We start from the raw sequence: 21,807 nt of genomic DNA on the forward strand, positions 1-21,807 counted from the left end.
ACAGTATAGCGGGATCAGCGCTCAAAAGCGTATTCCACTTCCGCCGGGAAATGGCGATGCCAGGCATCGAAACCACCGTCGACGCTGTAAACCGCGTCGTAACCCTGCTGAAGCAGATACTGCGCCGCGCCTTTGCTGCTGTTGCCGTGGTAGCACATGACCATCACCGGCGTGTCGAAGTCGTTATCGCGCATAAACGCGCCCAGCGTGTCGTTGGTGAGATGGAACGCGCCCGGCGTATGGCCCATCGCAAAACTCTGCGGATCGCGGATGTCCACCAGCACTGCTTTTCCCTGGTGCATCTTCTGGTGGGCTTCTTCTACGTTAATACATTCAAACTGATCCATGGTGTTCTCTTTACAGTGGTCAACGACAAGATTTTACCCCGTAGTGTACGTCCTGGCGGCGGGTAAACGCCATTATGTTATCCATATCACTCTAAATTGTTTTTTTGATGTTACCAAAAGCGCGTTCCTTTGCTATTATGAGCGATATCGAACATTTCTGAGCTTTAACGAAAATGCATGAGGGTGTTATGGAAACCAAAGATCTGATTGTGATAGGCGGTGGCATCAACGGTGCCGGTATTGCGGTCGATGCCGCAGGACGCGGTTTGTCCGTACTGATGCTGGAAGCTAACGATCTCGCCTGCGCGACGTCGTCCGCCAGCTCCAAACTGATTCACGGTGGCCTGCGCTACCTGGAACACTACGAATTCCGCCTGGTCAGTGAAGCGCTGGCCGAACGTGAAGTGCTGCTGAAAATGGCCCCGCATCTGGCGATTCCGATGCGCTTCCGCCTACCCCATCGCCCGCATCTGCGTCCGGCGTGGATGATCCGAATCGGTCTGTTTATGTACGATCATCTGGGTAAACGCACCAGCCTCCCGGGTTCGAAAGGGTTGCGTTTTGGCTCAGAATCGGTCCTTAAGCCGGAAATCGTGCGCGGATTCGAATATTCCGACTGCTGGGTGGATGATGCTCGCCTGGTGCTGGCGAATGCGCAGATGGTTGAGAAGAAAGGTGGCGAGGTGAAAACCCGCACCCGCGCAACCGCTGCCCGTCGTGAAAATGGCCTGTGGATTGTGGAAGCGGAAGACATTGATACCGGCGAGAAATTCAGCTGGAAAGCGCGCGGCCTGGTGAACGCTACCGGCCCGTGGGTGAAGCAGTTCTTCGACGACGGCATGCATCTGCCTTCTCCATACGGCATTCGCCTGATCAAGGGCAGCCACATTGTGGTGCCGCGCGTGCATACCCAGAAGCAGGCTTACATCCTGCAGAACGAAGACAAGCGCATCGTGTTTGTGATCCCGTGGATGGACGAATTCTCGATCATCGGTACTACCGACGTGGAGTACAAAGGCGATCCGAAGAACGTCGAGATCGACGAGAGCGAAGTGAACTACCTGCTCAAAGTGTATAACGCGCACTTTAAGAAACAGCTGTCGCGCGACGACGTTGTCTGGACCTACTCCGGCGTGCGTCCGCTGTGCGATGACGAGTCTGACTCACCGCAGGCCATTACCCGCGACTATACGCTCGATATTCACGACGTTGACGGTCAGGCGCCGCTGCTTTCCGTGTTTGGCGGTAAGCTCACCACCTACCGCAAGCTGGCCGAGCACGCGCTGGAAAAACTGGCGCCGTACTATAAAGGCATTGGCCCGGCATGGACCAAGGGCGCGGTATTGCCCGGCGGTGATATCGGCGATAACCGCGATGATTACGCCGCGAAGCTGCGCCGTCGGTTCCCGTTCATCACCGAAGGAATGGCGCGCCACTATGCCCGCACCTACGGCAGTAATACCGAGCTGATTCTGGGCGATGCGAAGGACATTGCGGATCTGGGCGAGCATTTCGGCCACGAGCTGTACGAAGCCGAACTGCGTTACCTGGTTGAGCACGAGTGGGTGCGTCGTCTGGACGATGCTATCTGGCGTCGTACCAAAGAAGGGATGTGGCTCAACGCCGAGCAGCAGTCTCGCGTGGCGCAGTGGTTACTGCAAAATGTGGGGAAGCGTGAGCTGTCGCTGGCATCGTAATACGACTGGTGCGGACTGATGCCCTCACCCTGCCCCTCTCCCACAGGGAGAGGGAACAAACACTAAAAACGGCAACCGAGGTTGCCGTTTTGCTTTTATAGCCTCACCGGATCAATATGCCAGATCGTCTCGGCATACTCCTTGATGGTCCGGTCTGACGAGAAATAGCCCATATTGGCGATGTTGTACATCGCGGCGCTGGTCCATTTCTCCGGCTGGCGATAAAGTTCATCCACCTTATCCTGACAGTCCACGTAGCTGCGATAATCCGCCAGCACCTGGTAGTGATCGCCAAAGTTAATCAGCGAATCCACCAGATCGCGGTAGCGGCTCGGTTCATCAGGGCTAAACACGCCGGTCGCGATCTGCGTTAGCACCTGACGCAACTCTTCATCCTCTTCGTAATACTGACGCGGCGAGTAGCCTTTCCTGCGCAGCGCCTCCACCTCTTCCGTCGTATTACCGAAGATAAAGATATTCTCATCGCCCACGTGCTCCAGCATCTCGACGTTCGCCCCGTCCAGCGTGCCGATGGTCAGCGCGCCGTTGAGGGCAAACTTCATGTTACTGGTACCGGATGCCTCCGTTCCCGCCGTGGAAATCTGTTCAGAGAGATCCGCCGCCGGGATGATCAGCTGCGCCAGGCTGACGCTGTAGTTCGGAATGAACACCACCTTCAGCTTGTCGCCAATGTCCGGATCCTGGTTAACCACCTTCGCCACGTCGTTGATGAGATGAATAATGTGCTTCGCCATGTAGTAGGCGGAAGCCGCCTTACCGGCGAAGATCTTCACGCGCGGCACCCATTCAGCCGTCGGATCGGCCTTGATGCGGTTGTAATGGGTGATCACGTGCAGCACGTTCATCAGCTGACGCTTGTATTCGTGGATGCGTTTGATCTGCACGTCGAACAGCGCTTTCGGGTTAGCGACCACGTTGAGGTGCATCGCCAGCCAGACCGCCAGACGCTTTTTGTTCAGCAGCTTTGCTTCCCGTACGGCTTTGTTCACCGTCGGGAAATCAATATGCTGTTCCAGCTCGCTCAGCTGGCTCAAATCGGTACGCCAGGTGCGGCCGATATTCTCGTCCAGCACCTCAGAGAGCGGCTGGTTGGCCAGCGCCAGCCAGCGGCGCGGCGTGACGCCGTTGGTCACGTTGCAGAACCGCGTCGGGAAGATCTTCGCGAAGTCCGCAAACAGCGACTGCACCATCAGGTTCGAGTGGAGCTCGGACACGCCGTTGACCTTGTGGCTGATGACAACCGCCAGCCAGGCCATGCGCACGCGACGACCGTTCGACTCATCAATGATGGACGCGCGGCTCAGCAGGCCGGTATCGTTCGGATACTGCTCCTGCAGCGTCTTAAGGAAGTAGTCGTTAATCTCAAAGATAATCTGCAGATGGCGCGGCAGGATTTTGCCGAGCATGTCCACCGGCCACGTCTCCAGCGCTTCGCTCATCAGCGTGTGGTTGGTGTAGGAGAACACCTGGCAGGTCACCTCAAAGGCGTCATCCCAGCTGAACTTATGCTCGTCGATCAGCAGGCGCATCAGCTCCGGAATAGAGAGCACCGGGTGGGTGTCGTTAAGGTGGATCGCGGTTTTCTCCGCCAGGTTGGCGTAGGTTTTGTGCAGCTGATGGTGGCGGCTGAGGATGTCCTGAATGGTCGCCGAAACGAGGAAATACTCCTGACGCAGGCGCAGCTCGCGACCCGAGTAGGTCGAGTCATCCGGGTACAGCACGCGGGACACGTTCTCGGAGTGGTTTTTATCCTCCACCGCCGCGAAGTAGTCACCCTGGTTAAATTTACCGAGGTTAATTTCGCTACTGGCCTGGGCACTCCACAGGCGCAGCGTGTTGGTGGCGTCGGTATCGTAGCCGGGGATAATCTGGTCGTAGGCCACGGCCAGGATCTCTTCCGTTTCTACCCAGCGGGATTTTTTCCCTTCCTGCTGGATACGCCCGCCAAAGCGCACCTTGTAGCGCGTGTTGTGGCGCTTGAATTCCCACGGGTTGCCGTACTCCAGCCAGTAGTCCGGCGACTCTTTCTGACGCCCGTCGACGATGTTCTGTTTGAACATACCGTAGTCGTAGCGAATACCGTAGCCGCGGCCCGGCAGCGCCAGCGTCGCCAGCGAGTCGAGGAAGCAGGCGGCGAGACGCCCCAGACCGCCGTTGCCGAGGCCCGGGTCGTTCTCTTCGTCGATCAGCTCTTCTAAATCTAACCCCATCTCTTCGAGTGCGGTTTTGACATCGTCATAAATACCGAGCGACAGCAGCGCGTTGGACAGCGTGCGGCCAATCAAAAATTCCATCGACAGGTAGTAAACCTGACGCGTCTCCTGCGAGAGCTGGGCGCGGTTTGAGCGCAGCCAGCGTTCAACTAAGCGGTCACGCACGGCAAACAGGGTGGCGTTCAGCCACTCGTGCTTGTTGGCAATAACCGGATCTTTCCCGATGGTGAACATCAGCTTGTAGGCGATGGAGTGCTTTAACGCCTCAACGCTGAGCGTGGGTGAAGAGTAGCTAAATGGAGCGTTCATATCAGTAACTTCGCCTCGTTACATCAAGCGTTGATAGAGATCGCGGTATGACTGCGCCGCGACGTGCCAGCTAAAGTCCATGGACATCGCCTGACGCTGAACGTAACGCCAGAGTGATGGACGGGACCACAAGACGAAAGCACGCCGAATCGCCCGAAGCAGCGACCAGGCATTACTGTCCTCAAAGACAAATCCGCTGGCGATACCGTCCGCCAGATTTTCCAGAGAGCTGTCGGATACGGTATCCGCCAGTCCGCCCGTGCGGCGCACCAGCGGCAGCGTGCCGTATTTCAGACCATAAAGCTGCGTCAGGCCGCAGGGTTCGAAACGGCTTGGCACCAGAATGACGTCCGCGCCGCCCATAATTCGGTGAGAGAACGCCTCGTGGTAGCCAATCTGCACGCCTACCTGTCCCGGGTGTTCCGCGGCGGCGGCAAGGAAACCTTCCTGCAGCACCGGGTCGCCCGCGCCGAGCAGCGCCAGCTGTCCGCCCTGCTCCAGTAAACCGGGCAGCGCCTCCAGCACCAGATCCAGCCCTTTCTGGCTGGTCAGGCGGCTCACGACGGCGAACAGCGGCACTTTATCGTTAACCTTCAGGCCCATCGCAATCTGCAGCTGGCGTTTGTTTTCCGCTTTGTCTTCAACGGAATCACGGCCATAGCGCGCCGCCAGCAGGAGATCGGTTTCCGGGCTCCAGATCTGTTCATCCACGCCGTTCAGAATGCCCGACAGGCGGCCTTCGCGATGGCGCTGCTGCAGCAACCCTTCCATGCCATAGCCAAACGCCGGCTGGGTGATCTCACGCGCGTAGGTTGGGCTCACCGCCGTGATGTGATCGGCGTAGTACAGACCCGCCTTCAGGAACGAGATCTGCCCGTTAAACTCCAGACCGTGCATGTTAAAGAACGACCATGGCAGATCGATGTCATTCATGTGATGGGCGTAGTACATCCCCTGATACGCCAGGTTATGCACGGTAAAGACCGATTTCGCCGGGTGGCCGCGCGCGGCGAGATACGCCGGGGCAAGCCCGGCGTGCCAGTCATGCGCGTGCACCACATCCGGACGCCAGAACGGATCCAGCCCCGTCGCCATTTCTGCTCCAACCCAGCCGAGCAGCGCAAAGCGCAGCACGTTGTCGGTGTAGGCGAACAGGTTCGTATCGTGATACGGGCTGCCCGGGCGATCGTATAAGTGCGGCGCGTCGATCAGGTAAATCCCTACGCCATTGTAATGTCCAAACAGCAGGGTAATGCGTCCGGCAAACGTTTCACGGCGGGTCACCACTTTTGCATCGGGTATACCGCGCCGGATATCCGGAAAGGCGGGCAGCAGGACTCGGGTATCCACGCCTCCGGCGATTTGCGCCGCCGGTAATGCGCCAAGCACATCTGCCAGTCCGCCCGTTTTTAATAACGGGAACATCTCAGAACATACGTGTAAAACCTGCATCATCGCTCCTGTTTGATCTGCAGCTTCCGCAACATTTCCCGTGTGACTAACACGATCCCCTCTTCCGAACGGTAGAAACGACGCGCGTCTTCTTCCGCATTCTCCCCAATAACCATCCCTTCAGGGATGACGCAGGCACGGTCGATCACGCAACGACGCAGACGACACGAGCGCCCTACCCAGACATCCGGCAGCAAGACTGCCGAATCGATATTACAGAATGAATTTATCCGCACGCGCGGGAACAGCACCGACTGCACCACGACCGAACCGGAGATAATGCACCCACCGGACACCAGCGAGTTCAGCGTCATACCGTGGCTGCCGGAGCGGTCCTGCACGAATTTGGCCGGCGGTAGCGACTCCATATGGGTACGAATCGGCCAGTTCTGGTCATACATATCCAGTTCAGGCGTGACCGATGCCAGATCGAGGTTCGCTTTCCAGTAAGCTTCCAGCGTACCCACATCGCGCCAGTAGGGTTCCGCATTCGGATCGGACTGTACGCAGGACAGCGGGAATGGATGTGCATACGCCATGCCAGCTTTCGTGATTTTCGGAATGATGTCTTTACCGAAGTCGTGGCTGGAGTTTTCGTCTTTGTCGTCTTCTTCCAGCAGCTCATAAAGATAATCTGCGTCAAAGACATAGATCCCCATGCTGGCGAGCGATTTGGTGTCATCGCCCGGCATGGTTGGCGGGTTCGCCGGTTTTTCAACGAAGTCGATAATTTTGTCGTCGGCATCCACGTGCATGACGCCAAACGCCGTCGCTTCGGCAACGGGCACAGGCAGACACGCCACGGTGCAGCGCGCCCCTTTTTCGACGTGGTCGATCAGCATGTGGGAGTAATCTTGCTTGTAGATGTGGTCCCCGGCGAGGATCACGATGTATTCCGCGTTATAGCGACGAATGATGTCGAGGTTCTGGGTCACCGCATCCGCCGTACCGCGGTACCAGTTCTCGCCGTGAACGCGCTGCTGAGCAGGAAGGAGATCGACAAACTCGTTCATCTCTTCGCTGAAGAATGACCAGCCGCGCTGGATATGCTGAACCAGCGTGTGCGACTGATACTGCGTAATGACGCCGATGCGGCGAATGCCCGAGTTCAGGCAGTTGGAGAGCGCAAAGTCGATGATGCGGAACTTACCACCAAAGTGAACAGCCGGTTTGGCGCGCTTGATGGTCAAATCTTTCAGACGGGTACCACGCCCACCCGCAAGGATCAGGGCAACCGTTTTTAATGGTAGCTGGCGTGCCAACATTAAGGGATCGTTCTTCTCTAATCTAACCATGACTAACTCCTTTTTTATCATCTTTGGAATACGCACACTCCGTGCGCAGGCCCGTGCCAGACAGCCATTACTACCGGATTATCCGCTCCGGCAAAGGGGGGAACGGCGCGCCACTCCCCGTCAGGTAAAACAATCTCTGCGACGTCATCCGTCGCGTTCAGCGTGACCAGCCATTTATCCGACAGCAGGATTTGCAGGCGTGGTACGCCGTGTTGCCACTCTTGCGCGCTTAAAGGTTGCGCGTCTTTATTCAGCCAGCGAACGTTGCCGTCACCCTCTTCCCACCAGCTGTTGGCGGTCAGCGCGGGGATCTGCTGGCGAAGATGGATCAGCGCAGCGGTGAAATGAATCAGCCCGCTGTTGGCTTCCCCCCAGTCGAGCCAGGTTAAGGTGTTGTCCTGGCAATACGCATTGTTATTACCGTGCTGGCTGTGACCATGCTCATCGCCTGCCAGCAGCATCGGCGTGCCCTGCGACAATAAAAGCGTTGTCAGCAGCGCATGAACGCTGGCGCGTCGCCGCTCAATGACGTCGAGGCTTCCGCCTAACCCTTCTATACCATGATTAAAGCTATGGTTATTGTTAGTGCCATCGCGATTCTCTTCGCCGTTTGCCTCATTGTGTTTCTGATTGAAACAAACGCAGTCCCTGAGCGTAAAACCGTCGTGCGCCGTCAACAGGTTGACGGTGGCCGACGGGCGTTTGCCGTCGCGTTTAAAAAGATCGCTCGACGCGGCAAAGCGTCCGGCAAATTCCCCCAGCGACAGATTGCGTTCCAGCCAGAAGCGGCGTACGGCGTCGCGGTAGTGATCGTTCCACTCGGCAAACAGCGGCGGGAAATTCCCGACCTGATAACCGCCTTCGCCAATGTCCCACGGCTCGGCAATGAGCTTCACCTGCGAGAGCACCGGACAGTTTTTTATCGCCTCGAACAGCGGAGCCTGCCGGCTGAACGCCGGCGTGCGCCCCATCACGGGCGCCAGGTCGAAACGAAAACCGTCGACGTGGAACGTCTCCACCCAGTATTTCAGGCATTCATACGCAAAATGCGTGACCGCCGGATGGCTGAGGTTGAGCGTGTTACCGCAGCCGGTCCAGTTCTCATAATCGCCATCCAGCCTGATCCAATAATAGCTACGGTTATCAATTCCGCGCATGGAGAGCGTCGGACCGTCAAGATCGCTTTCTGCACTGTGGTTGAGCACCACGTCCAGAATGACCTCAATGCCCGCCGCGTGGAGAGCCTTCACCGCATCGCGGTACTCGTCCCGCGCTTTTTCCGGAAGGACGGCATAGCGCGGTTCGAGCGCGAACATCGCCAGCGGGTTGTAGCCCCAGTAGTTGCTGAGCCCCAGCCGCTGCAGACGCGGCTCGCTGGCAAAATGGGCAACGGGAAGCAGTTCCAGGGCGGTGATACCGAGATGTTTCAGGTAGGCGATCATGGTGGGATGCCCGAGTGCCTTATAGGTGCCGCGCATCTCTTTGGGGATCGACGGGTGCAGGTACGTCAGCCCTTTAACGTGGGCTTCATAAATGACGGTATTGCCCCACGGCGTCTGCGGCGGGGCATCGTCTTCCCAGTCATAAAGATCGTTCACCACCACGCTTTTAGGCGCGACGGGCGCGCTGTCGCGGTGGTCGGGCTCGCCGTAGCCTACGTGGAACAGAGGGTCATCTTTAAACTCACCGTCCACCCGGTGCGCGCACGGATCAATCAGCAGCTTCGCCGGGTTAAACCAGTGACCCTGCGCCGGATCCCACGGACCGTGTACGCGAAAGCCATAGTGCATGCCTGGCCGTCCTCCGGCCAGGTAGCCGTGCCAGGTATCCCCCGTGCGCGCGGGTAAATCGTAACGGTGCTCGTTACCTTCCCCGTCAAACACGCACAGTTCTACCCGCTCGGCGTGAGCGGAAAAGAGGGTGAAATTGACACCCTTTCCGTCAAAACGCGCCCCGAGCGGTTCGGGTTTACCTGCCGTAAGCTGCGTCATTCGCCCTCCCGCATCAGCCAGATGGTGCCAAGCGGCGGCAGCGTCAGGCTCAGGGAGTTGGGTCGCCCGTGGCTTTCTATGGCGTCACTCTGTACCAGCCCCCCGTTACCGGCGTTGCTGCCGTGGTAGTGCATCGAATCGGTATTCAGAATTTCACGCCATTTGCCCGGCTGGTTAATGCCGAAGCGGTAGTGTTCGCGCGGCACCGGGGTGAAGTTGCTGGCGACGATGATCTCGTTACCGGCCTTGTCACGACGCACAAAGACAAACACCGAGCGCTCATGGTCGTCCACCACCAGCCATTCAAAGCCGTACGGATCGAAGTCGAGCTCGTGCAGCGCTTTGTGGTGGCGATAGGTCAGGTTCAGATCGCGCACCAGACGCTGCACCCCGTGGTGCCAGTTGTCGCCGCCTTCCAGCAGATGCCAGTCGAGGCTGGCGTCGTGGTTCCACTCGCGTCCCTGGGCGAACTCATTGCCCATGAACAGCAGTTTCTTACCCGGGAAGGCAAACATCCAGCCGTAATAGGCGCGCAGGTTGGCAAACTTCTGCCACGCGTCGCCAGGCATGCGGTCGAGAATCGATTTTTTACCGTGTACCACCTCATCGTGCGACAGCGGCAGCATGAAGTTTTCGGTGTAGTTGTAGAGCATCCCGAACGTCAGCTTATCGTGATGATACTTACGGTGAACCGGGTCCAGCTTCATGTAGTCGAGCGTGTCGTGCATCCAGCCCAGGTTCCACTTATACCAGAACCCTAGGCCGCCCAATGACGGCGGACGGGAGACGCCCGCAAAGTCGGTGGATTCTTCCGCCATGGTCACGGCACCGTCCACCTGCTCGCCGATAATGCGGTTGGTATTGCGCAGGAACTCAATGGCTTCCAGGTTTTCACGACCGCCAAACTCGTTCGGGATCCACTCCCCCTCTTTGCGGCTGTAGTCTCGGTAGATCATCGACGCCACCGCATCGACGCGCAGGGCATCAATACCAAACCGCTCGATCCAGTACAGGGCATTCCCGACCAGATAGTTGGCGACCTCACGACGACCGTAGTTGTAGATCAGCGTGTTCCAGTCCTGGTGATAGCCTTCGCGCGGATCGCTGTGCTCGTAAAGCTTCGTACCGTCAAACTCTGCCAGCGCGAAATCATCCGCAGGGAAATGGCCCGGCACCCAGTCGAGGATGACGTTCAGCCCGGCGGCGTGCGCGGCATCAATGAAATAGCGGAAGTCGTCGCGCGTGCCAAAGCGGCGCGTTGGCGCATACAGCCCGGTGGGCTGATAGCCCCAGCTGCCGTCGAACGGGTGTTCATTGACCGGCAGCAGCTCAAGGTGAGTAAAGCCCATCCATTTGGCGTACGGCACCAGCTGGTCGGCAAGCTCCCGGTAGCTCAGCCAGAAGTTGTTATCGGTGTGGCGGCGCCAGGAGCCGAGATGAACTTCATAGACGGAGATCGGCGCATCAAAGCGGTTGGCCTGTTTACGCTCTTCCGTCTGGACGACCTTCTCCGGCAGGCCGCAAATCAGCGACGCGGTATCCGGGCGCATCTGCGCTTCGAAGGCATACGGGTCGGCTTTAATGCGTAGCTTGCCGTTGGCGTCGATCATCTCGAATTTATAAAGCTGCCCGGGGTGCGCCCCGGGGATAAACAGCTCCCAGATGCCGGTTTCCCGGCGCAGGCGCATCGGGTGTCGGCGACCGTCCCAGTAGTTGAACTGGCCGACAACGGAGACGCGCTGGGCGTTAGGCGCCCACACGGCGAACCGCGTGCCGGTAATGCCATCCATGGTATCGGCATGGGCACCCAGCGTTTCATAAGGGCGAAGATGCGTTCCTTCGGAGAGCAGCCAGGCGTCCATCTCTTTAAGCAGAGGGCCAAAGCTGTAAGGATCGTCAATCAGGTTTTGCTGACCGTGCCAGAGAACGGCGAGCTGATAGCGAAAAGGGTTTTTACGACGGGGCATTACGCCCGAGAAGAAGCCACGCGAATCGAGGCATTCAAGATTACCGACCTTGCGGCCAGTTTTGGGTTCAATCACCCAGACTTCTGTGGCATCCGGTAATAGCGCCCGAACTTCCAGACCCGCCTCAGTACGATGCATCCCAAGCACAGAAAAGGGGTCAGCGAAATGACCCGCAATAAGCGCATTAATCACGTCTCTATCCACACGATCGGACATGGTATTCATCCTGTTTTTTATGTCGTCCTTTTTAAGCGCTCCGGGACGACTTTTAATGTGACCTGAACGGGACAGCACAAAAATGTGCATCCATTCTGCTCCGTTCGAACCTCAGGTAAGAAATGACTCTTCCTTAAAGCATAGCCAACGCTCTAGATGACTCCTGATAAAAAATAAGACATACGCGTGTTACTCCATGTAGTACGCAAAAAAAAGGGGTGAAAATCACCCCCGGTAGTTAACAAATTATTACGCCAGCTGGCGCAGCATGCGGCGCAGCGGCTCGGCGGCGCCCCACAGGAGCTGGTCGCCGACGGTGAACGCAGAGAGATACTCCGGCCCCATGTTCAGCTTGCGCAGACGGCCAACCGGCGTGGTCAGCGTGCCGGTAACGGCAGCCGGGGTCAGCTCGCGCATGGTGATATCACGATCGTTTGGCACCACTTTCGCCCACGGGTTATGCGCGGCCAGCAGCTCTTCCACGGTCGGAATAGACACATCTTTTTTCAGTTTAATGGTGAAGGCCTGGCTGTGGCAGCGCAGCGCGCCGATACGCACGCACAGACCGTCAACCGGAATGGTGTTCGCGGTCGCGAGGATTTTGTTGGTCTCAGCCTGGCCCTTCCACTCTTCGCGGGTCTGGCCGTTATCCAGCTGTTTGTCGATCCACGGGATCAGACCGCCGGCCAGCGGTACGCCAAAGTTATCCACCGGCAGCTCGCCGCTGCGGGTCAGCTGGGTGACCTTACGCTCGATATCCAGAATAGCGGATGCCGGGTTTGCCAGCTCGGTCGCAACGCTCTGGTGCAGCTGGCCCATCTGGGTCAGCAGCTCGCGCATATGGCGCGCGCCGCCGCCGGACGCGGCCTGGTAGGTCGCCACGGAGACCCACTCCACCAGATCCTGAGCGAACAGGCCGCCGAGGGACATCAGCATCAGGCTGACGGTGCAGTTGCCGCCAACAAAAGTTTTTACGCCGTTGTTCAGGCCATCGGTGATCACGCCCTGGTTCACCGGGTCGAGAATAATGATGGCATCATCTTTCATGCGCAGCGAAGAAGCCGCGTCAATCCAGTAGCCCTGCCAACCGCTTTCACGCAGCTTTGGATAGATTTCGTTGGTATAATCGCCGCCCTGGCACGTCACAATAATGTCGAGTGCCTTCAGCGCTTCCAGATCGTAAGCATCCTGCAACGTGCCTGTGGTACCACCAAAGGACGGAGCAGCCTGGCCGAGCTGGGAAGTGGAGAAGAAGACCGGGCGGATAGCGTCGAAATCGCGCTCTTCAACCATGCGTTGCATGAGTACAGAGCCGACCATACCGCGCCAGCCGATAAAACCAACGTTTTTCATAGCATTTTTTTCCTGCTGAGGGTGTGTGCTGATTGTGCAAGCCAGTATTGAACTGGGATATGCTTCACATTACAAAATGCTGCCAAAGTCGCAAGCGAAATTAATCGATGATTGCCCGGCAATCAGAAAAAGCGCTAATCATCGAAATAACACTACTAAGTATCAGGGATAATTTAAAGATGAGTGAAATCATTTCCGCGGCGGTTTTATTGATCCTGATTATGGATCCACTGGGTAACCTGCCGATCTTCATGTCGGTGCTGAAGCACACCGAACCGAAGCGCCGCCGTGCGATCATGATCCGCGAGCTGCTCATCGCCCTGCTGGTGATGTTTATCTTCCTGTTTGCGGGTGAAAAAATCCTCGCATTCCTGAACCTGCGCGCCGAAACCGTGTCAATTTCCGGCGGGATTATTCTTTTCCTGATTGCGATTAAGATGATTTTCCCAAGCGCGGAAGGCAGCAGCAGCGGCCTGCCTGCGGGTGAAGAGCCGTTTATTGTGCCGCTGGCGATTCCCCTCGTTGCCGGGCCGACCATTCTGGCCACGCTGATGCTGCTGTCGCACCAGTATCCGAACCAGATGAGCCATCTGGTGATTGCCCTGCTGATTGCCTGGGGCGGAACGTTTATTATCCTGCTGCAGTCATCCCTGTTCCTGCGCCTGCTGGGTGAGAAAGGGGTAAACGCGCTGGAGCGCCTGATGGGGCTGATTCTGGTAATGATGGCAACGCAGATGTTCCTGGACGGCATTCGGGCGTGGATGAAGGGATGACTTTCTCCCTCTCCCTGTGGGAGAGGGCCGGGGTGAGGGTATCAGGCCGCAGAGGCGCCCACTCAACCCTTACGAATCAAATACCGGTACGGCAGCGTTTCCGTCTGCTGTGCCACCAGCTCATGCTCCATAAAGGTACAAAAACCGGGAATATCGCGCGTGGTGGCCGGGTCGTCGGCAACGATCAGCAGCGTTTCACCGGTCTGCATGTTGCGCACGGTTTTACGTACCATCATTACCGGTTCCGGGCAGCGAAGGCCCTGGGCATCAAGAGTGTGGTCTGGGCTGGAAAACAGGTCGGTCATGATCTTCTCGGTCTGATAAAAACGGCTGTAGTTTACGCCCGGTTGCGATCAATGCAAACCAGGTTAACGATTGCGTAAAAACTAACCATTGCAATGTCCTGACAAAGCAGTATCATGCTGCGGTTTTTATTGGGTTCCCTCACCCCAACGTATAAAAAGGTCACATTATGACGCAGTTTTCTGAATCTCAGCGCGTAAAAGCGTTGTTCTGGCTTTCGCTTTTCCATTTGCTGGTGATCACCTCCAGCAACTATCTGGTGCAGCTCCCGATCTCCATCTTTGGTTTCCATACCACCTGGGGCGCGTTTAGTTTCCCGTTTATTTTCCTCGCGACGGATTTGACCGTGCGTATTTTTGGCGCACCGCTGGCTCGCCGTATTATTTTTTCGGTCATGCTCCCGGCGCTGTTCATCTCGTACGTGATTTCGTCTCTGTTTTATATGGGAAGCTGGCAGGGCTTTGAGGCGTTAACCCACTTCAACCTGTTCGTTGCCCGTATCGCCGCGGCAAGCTTTATGGCCTACGCGCTGGGGCAGATCCTCGACGTGCATGTGTTTAACCGCCTGCGTCAGAATCATCGCTGGTGGATGGCGCCAACCGCCTCCACGCTGTTCGGTAACGTGAGCGATACGCTGGCCTTCTTCTTCATCGCCTTCTGGCGCAGCCCGGATGCGTTCATGGCCGAGCACTGGATGGAAATCGCGCTGGTGGACTACTGCTTCAAGGTCCTCATCAGCATTGTTTTCTTCCTGCCGATGTACGGCGTGCTGCTCAATATGCTGCTGAAAAGGCTGGCAGATAAATCTGAAATCACAGCATTGCAGGCTGGTTAAGAGTTCGCTTTATCAGTTGTGATAAGATGAGCGAATGAGCCGTTATGGCCGTTTATCGAAAGGAAGAAGTCAATGCGCAATCTGGTTAAATATGTCGGGATTGGCCTGCTGGTTGTGGGTCTTGCAGCCTGTGATAACAGCGACACGAAAACGCCTGCTCAGGGCACATCCGCAGAAAGCAATGCGACCGGCCAGCCGGTGAATCTGATGGATGGCAAACTCAGTTTCTCTCTGCCAGCCGATATGACTGACCAGAGCGGCAAGCTGGGCACCCAGGCGAACAACATGCACGTTTACTCCGACGCAACCGGGCAGAAAGCGGTCATTGTGATTGTGGGCGACGACACCAGCGAAGACCTGGCCGTCCTGTCCAAACGTCTTGAAGATCAGCAGCGCGGACGCGACCCACAGCTTCAGGTCGTGACCAATAAATCCATCGAGCTGAAAGGCCATAAGCTGCAGCAGCTCGATAGCATCATCTCCGCAAAAGGCCAGACCGCTTACTCCTCTGTCGTGCTGGGCAAGGTCGATAACAAACTGCTGACCCTGCAGATCACCCTGCCAGCGGAAGATCAGCAGAAAGCGCAGACAGCCGCTGAAAACATCATTAACACCATCGTGATCCAGTAACGCCTCACGACGATGACGTGGCCTCCGGTGCCTGCACCGGGGGCCATTTTTTTAGTCGCCACGTCAGCAGAAGCGCAATAACAACCAGACCCGCCGCGGCAAGATAGATCACCGGCACGCCTGCCCAGGCCATCACCAGCCCCGCCAGCGGGCCGGTAATGCCTAAAGACATATCCATGAATACCGTATAGGTCGCCAGCGCCGCCCCCTGATTCTGCTGCGGCACGGCTTTTACCGCCACCACGCCCAGCGCCGGGAAGACCAGGGAAAAGCCAGCCCCCGCGAGGAACACGCCCACTTTGGCGACCCACGGCACCATCGCAATTCCGGTCAGCAGCAGCCCGACAATCTCTATCGCAAAGCAGATCATCGCCACATTCAGCCCGCCGAGACGGTTGATGCCGTTAGGGAAAAGCAGGCGGGCACCTACAAACGCACAGCTAAACAGGGTTAACGCAAAGGCCGCGCCGTCCCAGCCTTTGGCGTCGTAAAACAGGGTGATGAAGGTCGCAATTACGCCAAAGCCGGTGGTTGCCAGCGCCAGGGCCATGCCGTACGGCCAGACGCGCCCCAGCACCGCCCGAAACGGCAGCGGCTTGCCTTTGCTGGCCTTTACTTTCGGACGCGGCAGCGCAAAGAGAATTGCCAGCAGCGCGACCGCCATAATGGTGATAGACAGCCCATACAGCCCGCCAAGCGCATAGCAGGCCACGCCGAGCGGCGCCCCGAGCGCCATTGCCCCGTAGGTGACAATCCCGTTCCAGGAGATCACCCGGCCAATGTGCGGCGCACCTACCACCCCCACGCCCCAGAGCGTCGAGCCGGTTCCCGCCAGGCTTTGCCCGATGCCAAGAATGACGCGGCCCAGGCAGAGCAGCGCCAGGCTGACCAGCGGCCAGTGGCTGGTTGCGGCAGCCAGCAGGTAGCTCAGACCACTGAGGAAACAGCCGCATAAACCCACCACCACAATGCTTTTTGGACCGAACAGGTCCGCGTAGCGCCCGGCATGGGGGCGACTCAGAAGCGTGGCGAAATACTGCAGGCTGATGACCAGCCCCGCCCAGAAGGCGCTGAAGCCCATCACGTCATGGACATAGCCCGGCAGGACCGCCAGCGGCAGGCCAATGGTCAGATAGCTGGCAAAGTTGAAAATCACAACGGAAACGATGCGCAGATTGAGGCGCAATCCGCTCAGTGCCGGTTCAGCGGCAGGTTCGGGCATGGGGTTTTACCTGGATTTTTTACAACCGTGTTTCACTATTACCACGGCGCAATAAGAAAATCAGCACCGACTTTCAGATTAACGGCTCCAGACGAAGCGAAGCCCGGGCACTACACTTACCGGGTCATCATATTAAGGAACACGCATGATCGCTAACCCGTCCGACAAAGCAGGACTTCACATCTTATTAAAACTCGCCTGTCTGGTGGTTATCCTTGCGGGTATTCATGCTGCCGCCGACATTATTGTTCAGCTCCTGCTGGCGCTCTTTTTTGCCATTGTGCTTAATCCTCTGGTCACCTGGTTTTTACGTCGGGGCGTCAGCCGCCCGGTAGCCATCACCATTGTGGTTATTGTTATGCTGATTGGCCTGACGGCGCTCTTCGGCGTACTGGCGGCATCGCTGAGCGAATTCTCCACCATGCTGCCGCAGTACAACAAAGAGCTGACGCGTAAGATTGTCGCGCTGCAGGAGATGGTACCCTTTCTTAATCTGCATATTTCACCCGAACGGATGCTGCGCAGAATGGACTCCGAGAAGGTCATGACCTACGCCACCACGTTGATGACGGGGCTTTCCGGCGCGATGGCCAGCATTCTGCTGCTGGTCATGACGGTAGTGTTTATGCTGTTCGAAGTCCGCCACGTTCCCTATAAGCTGCGCTTTGCACTGAACAACCCACAAATTCACATTGCCGGATTACACCGGGCACTGAAGGGCGTCTCAAAATATCTGGCGCTGAAAACGCTTCTGAGCGTCTGGACCGGGGTCATTGTCTGGCTGGGGCTGATGCTGATGGACGTGCAGTTCGCGCTGATGTGGGGCGTGCTGGCATTTCTGCTGAACTACGTGCCGAATATTGGCGCGGTGCTTTCCGCCGTGCCGCCGATGATTCAGGCGTTTCTGTTCAACGGTTTCTACGAATGCATGCTGGTCGGCGCGCTGTTCCTCGTCGTGCATATGGTGCTGGGCAATATTCTTGAACCGCGCATGATGGGACACCGTCTGGGCATGTCGACGCTGGTGGTATTTTTATCCTTACTGATTTGGGGATGGCTGCTGGGCCCGGTCGGTATGCTGCTGTCGGTCCCCCTGACCAGCGTATGTAAAATCTGGATGGAAACCACCAAAGGCGGCAGCAAGCTGGCGATCCTGCTCGGTCCGGGGAGGCCGAAAAGCCGATTACCCGGATAACCGACCTACCTGTACAGGTAGGTTTAAACCATCAGTAATACACCGTAAATTACCGCGTCCTTAATCCGTCGCGGTATTTTATTTGCGTTAAGGCGATATTCACCCTGTTTTATTTACGTCGTGCGCATTACGCTCAAACGCAATTTATGATTTAACGCAAATTATAAAAAATGAAATAGTTACTTATTTTCCATGTTATTATTTCCGTCTTCGCTTCATCGTAATGCAAACATTAATATTGATTAAAAATACGCCTGGCGCCAACGGATAGCCGGATGAATATTATTTGTAAAAACCACTACCTTTAATTGTTAATATTGATATGGAGTTGTTGATGAAAAAGATCGTTAAATGGTGTGCTGCTGCCGTATTCGTTGGCGCACTGGCTGGCTGTGCGCGTACCGCCCCAATCGCTCAGGTTCACTCTATTGTAAGCGCGGGTCATACTGCCGATCAGGTAAAAACGGCAATTTTGAAAGCAGGCCAAAAACGTGACTGGATCATGACGGAAGCGGGCCCGGGAATGATTAAGGGGCGTCTGCAGTCGCGCGATCACTCGGTCCAGGTGAGTATTCCGTATACGGCAACAAGCTATTCAATCAACTATGAAAACAGCCTTAATCTGAAAGCGGCAGACGGTAAAATTCACAAAAATTATAACCGCTGGGTGAATAACCTCGACCACGATATTCAGCTGAACCTCTCCGCAGGCGCCACGCTGTAATATTTTTCTAAAGTCGGGCCGCGTATGGCCCGATAACCTCTCTTTATTATCCTCAAAGGTTACGTAGTAATGTACGAAAAGGACACACTCAGCGCACTGGATGCCATTACCGAAGCGCAACGCATCGCTTTTGCCCCGATGTTATTCCAGACTGCGCTTTGTCTGCGTAACTCAGGCGTTCTCGCCTGGCTCGATAAACAAGGGAAAGAAGGTGCCAGCCTTGAGGAAATAACAGAACACAGCACGCTAGGTAGCTATGGTGTCAGCGTACTGCTGGATATGGGATTAAGCGGTCGAATCGTAACCCAACAGCATGGACGTTATTTCCTGGCGAAAGTGGGCCATTTTTTACTGCACGACGAAATGACCCGCGTAAATATGGATTTCACCCAGGACGTTTGTTACCAGGGGCTATTTCACCTGGCGGACGCCCTGCAGGAAGAAAAACCTGCCGGATTAGCCGTGTTTGGCAACTGGCCAACCATCTACCCGGCTTTATCCCAATTACCTGCTCCGGCGAAGGATAGCTGGTTCGCCTTTGATCATTACTATTCTGACGCCGCTTTTGACGCTGCTTTGCCATATATATTCGCAAGCTCGCCGACAAAATTGTACGATGTGGGCGGAAATACGGGTAAATGGTCGTTACGCTGCTGCCGCTATGACGAAAATGTTGCCGTGACGATCCTCGATCTGCCGCAGCAGATAGCGCTGGCGCAGGAAAACATCGCAAAAGCAGGTTTTTCTCATCGTATTGCATTCCATGCTGTCGATATGCTTAGCCCAGCAACATTGCCGGGTGACGCCGACGTCTGGTGGATGAGCCAGTTCCTGGATTGTTTCTCTCCGGATCAGATTGTCGCCATGCTGACGCGCGTCGCACAGGCCATGAAGCCAGGCGCACGTTTGTGCATCATGGAGCTTTTCTGGGATGCTCAGAAATTTGAAGCAGCCTCTTTCAGCCTGAATGCCACCTCGCTCTATTTCACCTGTATGGCGAATGGCAATAGCCGGTTTTACAGCGTAGAAAAGTTTTATCGCTACCTGGAGAGCGCAGGTTTCAGCGTTGAACAGCGGCTGGACAATCTTGGGGTCGGTCATACCCTGCTGATATGCACCAAACGTGAACAATAGAGCAGCTTAGCTGCCCGGGTGGCCCAGTCTGCCTTTTGAATACGGTTTTTTTCGCGGACGCGCGTAGATGAAATTTTCACTGAACATTATCGACTGGCAGGCCAGAGCGCCAGGACTCAGCGATGCCACAGAGTGGCAGGCGTGGTCTCGCCTGCAGCTGGCCGTCGATCCAGCGGCCCCGCTTCCCCGATTGACCGCTTTACCTATGATGACCGCGCGCCGCCTCAATTCAGGCAGTAAGCTGGCGGTGGATATTGGTCTTGCCATGCTGCAAAACCACGCCATTGATGCCGTCGTCTATTCCAGCCGCCACGGCGAGCTGGAGCGCAACTACCGTATTCTGCATGCTCTGGCAACCAGCCAGTCCGTATCGCCCACCGACTTCGCCATGTCCGTGCACAACTCGGCGGTGGGCAATCTCACGATTACCGCACGCCAGCCCATCGTCTCGTCATCCATTTCTGCCGGGCTGGACACCTTCCAGCAGGCTTTATGTGAAGTGCTAAGCCTGCTGCATGCCGGCTACTCCCGCGTCTTGCTGGTCGATTTTGACGGCGCGCTGCCGGAATTTTACCATCCGGCGTTACCGCAGCAGATGCCCACCTGGCCCTACGCGCTGGCGCTGGTCATTGAATCCGGCCAGGAATTGCAGTGTGAAACCCACAGCGGCAGCACGGGTGAAGAACCCGCCCTGCCGCAAAGCCTGATGTTCCTGCAGCGCTATCTCAGCGAGGAACGTCAGTTTGTAGTGCCCGGCGAACGTTTGCTGTGGCAATGGACGCGCGCATGAACCACCTGGCTGCCCGTATCAACTGGTTATGGCGTCTGGTGATGACCGGATTCTGCTTCGCGCTGTTTGGCGTGGGCGGACTGCTGCTGTCGCTGGTCTGGTTCAACCTGCTGCTGATCGTCCAGCGCGACCGCGCCAACCGTCGACGTCTGGCGCGTCGCAGCATTGCGGCCAGCTTCCGTTTCTTCCTGACCGTTGCGCGCGGACTCGGGGTACTGGACTATCGCATTCGCAATCTTGACGCGCTGCGCAGCGATCGGGGTTGTCTGGTGGTAGCTAACCACCCCACGTTAATTGACTACGTGATCCTGGCGTCGGTGATGCCAGAAACCGACTGTCTGGTGAAGAGCGCGCTGCTGCGTAATCCCTTTGTCAGCGGCGTCATCCGCGCGGCGGATTACCTGATTAACAGCGAAGCCGAGCCCCTGCTCGCGGCCAGCCAGCAGCGTCTGGCTCAGGGCGACACGCTTTTGATCTTCCCGGAAGGCACGCGAACCCGGTTTGGCGAGGCTATCTCCCTCCAGCGCGGCGCGGCTAATATCGCCGTGCGCTGTAATAGCGATCTGCGGGTGGTGCTGATCCACTGTAGCGAACATCTGCTGGATAAAAAAAGTCACTGGTATGATGTACCGCCAGAAAAACCTGTTTTCACCGTGGATGTCCGCGACCGCGTGAACATCGACGAATTTTACGATGCAAATGAACAAGAACCGGCGCTGGCGGCAAGGCAGTTAAACCGGCATCTGGAGCATCGATTAACATCAGGCCTTCAATCTTTGTCAGGAATTAATGATGCAAGCGCTTTATCTTGAAATTAAGAATCTCATTATCACCACGCTGAATCTGGACGAGCTTACCGCAGAGGATATTGATACCGATGCCGCGCTGTTTGGCGATGGGCTGGGTCTGGACTCCATTGACGCGCTGGAATTGGGTCTGGCCGTGAAAAACCAGTATGGCGTGGTGCTTTCTGCCGAAAGCGAAGAGATGCGCCAGCACTTCTTTTCCGTCGCCACGCTGGCGTCCTTTATCAACGCTCAACGCGCCTGAGATGTGAACGATGACTGAACAAGAAACTATTTATCAGGAAGTCTGCGGCCTTCTGACCAAACTCTTTGAAATCGACCCGCAGGACATTACGCCCGAAGCCCGTCTTTATGAAGACCTGGAGCTGGACAGCATTGACGCGGTGGACATGATCGTTCACCTGCAGAAAAAAACCGGTAAGAAAATCAAGCCGGAAACCTTCAAATCGGTTCGTACCGTTCAGGATGTGGTAGACGCCGTCGAACAGCTTCTGCGCGAAGAGTAAGACGTCGTGCGTGGTGGACGGACGTTCC

20 protein-coding genes are annotated in these 21,807 nt (G+C 56.6%); 11 read left to right on the forward strand and 9 right to left on the reverse strand.

The genetic code is table 11. From position 1 onward, the window contains the following. Positions 1–14: 14 nt before the first annotated feature. The gene (gene glpE, locus USH94_RS16570) at positions 15–347 is read right to left on the reverse strand and encodes a thiosulfate sulfurtransferase GlpE (RefSeq protein ID WP_008503062.1); all 333 of its coding nucleotides are present in this window, start codon (positions 345–347) and stop codon (positions 15–17) included. 188 nt (positions 348–535) lie between these two features. Between glpE and glpD the strand changes: the two genes are divergently transcribed. Next, positions 536–2,044 (forward strand): glycerol-3-phosphate dehydrogenase, encoded by a 1,509-nt coding sequence (gene glpD / locus USH94_RS16575; protein ID WP_111963753.1) that lies wholly within the window; start codon positions 536–538, stop codon positions 2,042–2,044. Positions 2,045–2,139: 95 nt separating this feature from the next. Here the strand turns inward: glpD and glgP are convergent, their stop codons facing one another. The 6 genes from glgP to asd all read right to left on the reverse strand — a co-directional run bounded on the left by glgP (position 2,140) and on the right by asd (position 12,861). Continuing rightward, positions 2,140–4,587, reverse strand: coding sequence for a glycogen phosphorylase (glgP, locus tag USH94_RS16580; protein ID WP_111963752.1), 2,448 nt, complete (start codon positions 4,585–4,587; stop codon positions 2,140–2,142). 18 nt (positions 4,588–4,605) lie between these two features. Beyond that, positions 4,606–6,039: a glycogen synthase GlgA gene (gene glgA, locus USH94_RS16585; RefSeq protein WP_008503065.1), complete on the reverse strand. Its 1,434-nt coding sequence runs from the start codon at positions 6,037–6,039 to the stop codon at positions 4,606–4,608. Then, positions 6,039–7,334, reverse strand: a complete 1,296-nt coding sequence (gene glgC, locus USH94_RS16590; protein ID WP_008503066.1) for a glucose-1-phosphate adenylyltransferase — start codon at positions 7,332–7,334, stop codon at positions 6,039–6,041. The genes glgA and glgC overlap by 1 nt, the downstream gene beginning before the upstream one ends. Before the next feature lie 17 nt (positions 7,335–7,351). Beyond that, positions 7,352–9,325: a glycogen debranching protein GlgX gene (gene glgX, locus USH94_RS16595; RefSeq protein ID WP_111963751.1), complete on the reverse strand. Its 1,974-nt coding sequence runs from the start codon at positions 9,323–9,325 to the stop codon at positions 7,352–7,354. Beyond that, complete coding sequence (glgB, locus tag USH94_RS16600) at positions 9,322–11,508, reverse strand: 1,4-alpha-glucan branching enzyme (RefSeq protein ID WP_111963793.1); 2,187 nt, start codon at positions 11,506–11,508, stop codon at positions 9,322–9,324. The genes glgX and glgB overlap by 4 nt, the downstream gene beginning before the upstream one ends. A 249-nt stretch (positions 11,509–11,757) precedes the next feature. After that, on the reverse strand, positions 11,758–12,861 hold the full coding sequence (gene asd / locus USH94_RS16605; RefSeq protein ID WP_033146834.1) for an aspartate-semialdehyde dehydrogenase: 1,104 nt from the start codon (positions 12,859–12,861) through the stop codon (positions 11,758–11,760). Between the two features lie 179 nt (positions 12,862–13,040). Here asd and yhgN point away from each other — a divergent pair, with 179 nt between their 5' ends. Further along, entirely contained in the window at positions 13,041–13,634 is a 594-nt protein-coding gene (yhgN, locus tag USH94_RS16610; RefSeq protein ID WP_003861574.1) for an NAAT family transporter YhgN, read from the forward strand. 62 nt (positions 13,635–13,696) lie between these two features. Here yhgN and tusA read toward each other — a convergent pair whose 3' ends face one another. After that, a complete protein-coding gene (tusA, locus tag USH94_RS16615) occupies positions 13,697–13,939 on the reverse strand; it encodes a sulfurtransferase TusA (RefSeq protein WP_017693840.1) in 243 nt (80 codons plus the stop codon). Between the two features lie 167 nt (positions 13,940–14,106). Here tusA and USH94_RS16620 point away from each other — a divergent pair, with 167 nt between their 5' ends. Further along, a complete protein-coding gene (locus USH94_RS16620) occupies positions 14,107–14,772 on the forward strand; it encodes a 7-cyano-7-deazaguanine/7-aminomethyl-7-deazaguanine transporter (protein ID WP_111963750.1) in 666 nt (221 codons plus the stop codon). Positions 14,773–14,844: 72 nt separating this feature from the next. After that, positions 14,845–15,402, forward strand: coding sequence for a DcrB family lipoprotein (locus USH94_RS16625; protein WP_111963749.1), 558 nt, complete (start codon positions 14,845–14,847; stop codon positions 15,400–15,402). 4 nt (positions 15,403–15,406) lie between these two features. Here USH94_RS16625 and USH94_RS16630 read toward each other — a convergent pair whose 3' ends face one another. Continuing rightward, on the reverse strand, positions 15,407–16,624 hold the full coding sequence (locus USH94_RS16630) for an MFS transporter (RefSeq protein WP_111963748.1): 1,218 nt from the start codon (positions 16,622–16,624) through the stop codon (positions 15,407–15,409). A gap of 145 nt (positions 16,625–16,769) precedes the next feature. Between USH94_RS16630 and USH94_RS16635 the strand changes: the two genes are divergently transcribed. From USH94_RS16635 to USH94_RS16665, 7 genes are all read left to right on the forward strand, one after another. After that, positions 16,770–17,819: an AI-2E family transporter gene (locus USH94_RS16635; protein ID WP_023309517.1), complete on the forward strand. Its 1,050-nt coding sequence runs from the start codon at positions 16,770–16,772 to the stop codon at positions 17,817–17,819. Positions 17,820–18,153: 334 nt separating this feature from the next. After that, complete coding sequence (locus tag USH94_RS16640) at positions 18,154–18,543, forward strand: hypothetical protein (protein ID WP_111963747.1); 390 nt, start codon at positions 18,154–18,156, stop codon at positions 18,541–18,543. Positions 18,544–18,612: 69 nt separating this feature from the next. Beyond that, entirely contained in the window at positions 18,613–19,677 is a 1,065-nt protein-coding gene (locus USH94_RS16645) for a methyltransferase (RefSeq protein ID WP_111963746.1), read from the forward strand. Between the two features lie 67 nt (positions 19,678–19,744). Beyond that, complete coding sequence (locus USH94_RS16650) at positions 19,745–20,467, forward strand: beta-ketoacyl synthase chain length factor (RefSeq protein ID WP_111963745.1); 723 nt, start codon at positions 19,745–19,747, stop codon at positions 20,465–20,467. Next, the gene (locus tag USH94_RS16655; protein ID WP_111963744.1) at positions 20,464–21,279 is read left to right on the forward strand and encodes a lysophospholipid acyltransferase family protein; all 816 of its coding nucleotides are present in this window, start codon (positions 20,464–20,466) and stop codon (positions 21,277–21,279) included. The genes USH94_RS16650 and USH94_RS16655 overlap by 4 nt, the downstream gene beginning before the upstream one ends. Further along, complete coding sequence (locus USH94_RS16660; protein ID WP_008503081.1) at positions 21,260–21,517, forward strand: phosphopantetheine-binding protein; 258 nt, start codon at positions 21,260–21,262, stop codon at positions 21,515–21,517. The genes USH94_RS16655 and USH94_RS16660 overlap by 20 nt, the downstream gene beginning before the upstream one ends. A gap of 10 nt (positions 21,518–21,527) precedes the next feature. Further along, complete coding sequence (locus tag USH94_RS16665; RefSeq protein WP_024908875.1) at positions 21,528–21,779, forward strand: acyl carrier protein; 252 nt, start codon at positions 21,528–21,530, stop codon at positions 21,777–21,779. Positions 21,780–21,807: the final 28 nt, after the last annotated feature.

The organism is Enterobacter sp. 148H3 (assembly GCF_034107425.1).
Classification (GTDB): domain Bacteria; phylum Pseudomonadota; class Gammaproteobacteria; order Enterobacterales; family Enterobacteriaceae; genus Enterobacter; species Enterobacter vonholyi.

Excerpts from the sequence above, each read along its gene's own strand:
- glpE (WP_008503062.1), bottom strand. The coding sequence starts at position 347 with ATGGATCAGTTTGAATGTATTAACGTAGAAGAAGCCCACCAGAAGATG.
- glpD (WP_111963753.1), top strand. The coding sequence starts at position 536 with ATGGAAACCAAAGATCTGATTGTGATAGGCGGTGGCATCAACGGTGCC.
- glgP (WP_111963752.1), bottom strand. The coding sequence starts at position 4,587 with ATGAACGCTCCATTTAGCTACTCTTCACCCACGCTCAGCGTTGAGGCG.
- glgA (WP_008503065.1), bottom strand. The coding sequence starts at position 6,039 with ATGCAGGTTTTACACGTATGTTCTGAGATGTTCCCGTTATTAAAAACG.
- glgC (WP_008503066.1), bottom strand. The coding sequence starts at position 7,334 with ATGGTTAGATTAGAGAAGAACGATCCCTTAATGTTGGCACGCCAGCTA.
- glgX (WP_111963751.1), bottom strand. The coding sequence starts at position 9,325 with ATGACGCAGCTTACGGCAGGTAAACCCGAACCGCTCGGGGCGCGTTTT.
- glgB (WP_111963793.1), bottom strand. The coding sequence starts at position 11,508 with ATGTCCGATCGTGTGGATAGAGACGTGATTAATGCGCTTATTGCGGGT.
- asd (WP_033146834.1), bottom strand. The coding sequence starts at position 12,861 with ATGAAAAACGTTGGTTTTATCGGCTGGCGCGGTATGGTCGGCTCTGTA.
- yhgN (WP_003861574.1), top strand. The coding sequence starts at position 13,041 with ATGAGTGAAATCATTTCCGCGGCGGTTTTATTGATCCTGATTATGGAT.
- tusA (WP_017693840.1), bottom strand. The coding sequence starts at position 13,939 with ATGACCGACCTGTTTTCCAGCCCAGACCACACTCTTGATGCCCAGGGC.
- USH94_RS16620 (WP_111963750.1), top strand. The coding sequence starts at position 14,107 with ATGACGCAGTTTTCTGAATCTCAGCGCGTAAAAGCGTTGTTCTGGCTT.
- USH94_RS16625 (WP_111963749.1), top strand. The coding sequence starts at position 14,845 with ATGCGCAATCTGGTTAAATATGTCGGGATTGGCCTGCTGGTTGTGGGT.
- USH94_RS16630 (WP_111963748.1), bottom strand. The coding sequence starts at position 16,624 with ATGCCCGAACCTGCCGCTGAACCGGCACTGAGCGGATTGCGCCTCAAT.
- USH94_RS16635 (WP_023309517.1), top strand. The coding sequence starts at position 16,770 with ATGATCGCTAACCCGTCCGACAAAGCAGGACTTCACATCTTATTAAAA.
- USH94_RS16640 (WP_111963747.1), top strand. The coding sequence starts at position 18,154 with ATGAAAAAGATCGTTAAATGGTGTGCTGCTGCCGTATTCGTTGGCGCA.
- USH94_RS16645 (WP_111963746.1), top strand. The coding sequence starts at position 18,613 with ATGTACGAAAAGGACACACTCAGCGCACTGGATGCCATTACCGAAGCG.
- USH94_RS16650 (WP_111963745.1), top strand. The coding sequence starts at position 19,745 with ATGAAATTTTCACTGAACATTATCGACTGGCAGGCCAGAGCGCCAGGA.
- USH94_RS16655 (WP_111963744.1), top strand. The coding sequence starts at position 20,464 with ATGAACCACCTGGCTGCCCGTATCAACTGGTTATGGCGTCTGGTGATG.
- USH94_RS16660 (WP_008503081.1), top strand. The coding sequence starts at position 21,260 with ATGCAAGCGCTTTATCTTGAAATTAAGAATCTCATTATCACCACGCTG.
- USH94_RS16665 (WP_024908875.1), top strand. The coding sequence starts at position 21,528 with ATGACTGAACAAGAAACTATTTATCAGGAAGTCTGCGGCCTTCTGACC.